Annotated in this window: 3 protein-coding genes; 2 read left to right on the forward strand and 1 reads right to left on the reverse strand. The window is 41.6% G+C overall.

All coding sequences use genetic code 11. The features are described from left to right. The coding region (locus tag EPX21_RS22660) for a hypothetical protein (RefSeq protein WP_206106036.1) at nt 1-190 on the forward strand (190 nt) is incomplete at its 5' end. Between the two features lie 100 nt (nt 191-290). Here EPX21_RS22660 and EPX21_RS08570 read toward each other — a convergent pair. Further along, complete coding sequence (locus tag EPX21_RS08570) at nt 291-1,436, reverse strand: glycosyltransferase (protein ID WP_134089256.1); 1,146 nt, start codon at nt 1,434-1,436, stop codon at nt 291-293. A 391-nt stretch (nt 1,437-1,827) separates the two neighbouring features. Here EPX21_RS08570 and EPX21_RS08575 point away from each other — a divergent pair. Then, nucleotides 1,828-2,601 (forward strand): hypothetical protein (locus EPX21_RS08575; RefSeq protein WP_134089257.1); only part of this gene is annotated, 774 nt, incomplete at its 3' end.

Below are 2,601 nucleotides of genomic sequence, written 5' to 3' on the forward strand. Positions count from 1 at the left end.
AAAAGCTTTCTTTGATTCTTTCATGGCCAAAATCAGAAAAAACCCAAAGGTGATGGGAGCCTTTATCTACGAACTGTTTAATCAGCCGGAAAAAAATCATTCGGAAGAATCTTATTACGGCATCATTAAGTGGACTCAACCTTACAGCACCTATAAGCCGACCGCTTTTGCTGCACCGATCTTAAAATAGATTTATAAACTCGTTTATCACTGCATGCTAATCGAATCGACAGACGATTCGAAAGCGGAAAAGGGACTGAACCAACTAAACCGGTCAGTCCCTTCTCTATTTATGGAAGTGCAACAGGAGCAGATTCGATTTCGCTTTTTACCTGATAGGCATCTATACTGTTTTCTTTACAAACTTGGTCCACAAAGGCTTTGAATTCGCTTTTAAATCTTTCTTTAGAGAATTTCATCGACGATGCCCTAATACGGTGTGAGTCATACTTCCGCTTAGAAAACTCACTGATACATCGATTCAAGGCATCCGGACACTGTTCATCGTACAGTATGCCATTCTCTTCGTTAATCAACTCCTCGCTTGCACCGCCGTTAAAAGCAATGACAGGGACACCCGAGGCAAGTGCTTCAACAATGGCAATTCCAAAATCTTCCACTCCAGCAAAAACAAAGCCCTGCGATTTACTTAACAAATCTTTAATTTCTTCCTTTGTTTTATACCCTACGAACTGAATGTTACTGCTTGCCCGCTTCTCCAACTCTTTTCGCACGGAGCCGTCGCCAACCACCAACAGCTTTTTCCCGTTTTTTACGAATGCATCCACGATAATATCAAAGCGTTTATAAGGTTCTAGTCGGCCAACGGTTATAAAATAATCCTCTTTTTTCTCCGAAATATAGAAGTCCTCCACTTCAACCGGCGGGTATATCACCGTACTTTCCCTCCCGTATTTTTCTTGCACCCATTTCTTAACAAAGTGCGAATTGGCAATCAGATAGTTCGGATTATTCCCGCCGTGTCGGTCGAACTTTTGCAACAACGGCCGAACAAAGGAAAATAATTTGAACGGCCCACGGAAATATTTATCGGCTTCTTCCCAAACGTATTTAAAATTCCGCGCTTGCAAATAACAGACATGCACCTCGTTTCCCACCCGGTACGACTTGGATAATGCCCAGGAAGAACTAATAACCAGATCTACTTTATTACGCTTTGTCTGTACATTAAACTGATTTACGACCACGGGAAACAGCGGCATCAGATACCTAAAGTACGACCTGAATTTCGTCATCAAAACAGATTGTTCAATACGCACAGGATGATTCGCAAAGACCCGCCTCAAGTCCTCATCAGCCATTTTATTTACATACGCATAATAATAATCGAAGTGCATCACTTCAGAAATTGCTGTAATAACGCGCTCGGCGCCGCCATACTTATCCAGCCAGTCATGTATTAAAGCCTGTTTCATAATACTTATTTTTATTTGAAGATGTTTAGCCCCCGTTGGGGAATAGAAATGGTGTATTTCTATTTTTTGAGTAAGATTTTATGGTATTTACGCCTCGCCGATCAGCCCGTTTTTCGGCCCAGAAGCCCGGAAAAAGCCGACAGAAGACGTTATTTTTTAAGATTTTAAAAAAAATTTTTCCAGCTAAAAAAAGTCTCTAACTTTGCGCCGTCAGAACTAAACTCGCAGCATAAATTCCCTCAGGTCCTTTACCGTGATTTAAAGCAGTGATAAACGTTATTTTTTTAATCCAACCGTAACGAATAGCGCTCACTTTAGGTAAAAATTACGATCGTCCTATGTGCTTTCTTTTGCCTTAAGTTTTCGTTATTATTACGCAACTAAACACTTAATGAAAAAGAATTTCTTTTCAGTTATCTTCGCGGGAGCACTCATGACATTCGCTTCCTGTTCAAAACAAGATGTTTTCGAAGAAACACAAACGAACGAAGGCCCAAACACAACCATGGCAGCGGCCAGTTCGAAATCATCAACCTTCGACTTCGGAGTAAACGGACACCCGCTTGGGCCACCCTCCTATACCAATGTTTCGGCAAAAGAGCAGATCGCATTGATCAAGAAGCTTGGAATGACGAGCTATCGTTTCGATGTATCGACGCTCAGCAACGGTAAAATGCACACCGATTTCCGTTTTCAGCCCTTGAAAAAGGCAGCTAAGGAAGCCGGCGTGACCTTAGTTCCGATGCTTTACACACAGGGGCTCGATTTAAACATGAAATTGTCTGAAGCCTACCACCAAGGAAGAAGGCGCGCCGAAGCCTTCGCTCAACGTTACAAAGACGATTTTGACTATTATAATATCGGAAACGAGCTAGAAAACCTCATTATTCTACCGTTGAAATCAGGCACCACAAGAACACATTATGACCTGAAAAAATTTAACGTTATTTTAAATTTCCTCTGGGGTATGAACGACGGTATAAAGGCAAAAGATCCAACTGCAAAAACCATTGTCAACGCCTGCTGGCTGCACACTTCCTATATCCAAATGTTGGAAAGCAGAGGCCTAAAGTTTGATATCATTGGATGGCAATGGTATGACTACATGGAAAAATCCGCTAAGAAGAACTATGGTATTGATGACATTAGCACCTATTTGTCGTCA

The organism is Olivibacter sp. XZL3, from assembly GCF_004368405.1.
GTDB lineage: Bacteria > Bacteroidota > Bacteroidia > Sphingobacteriales > Sphingobacteriaceae > Olivibacter.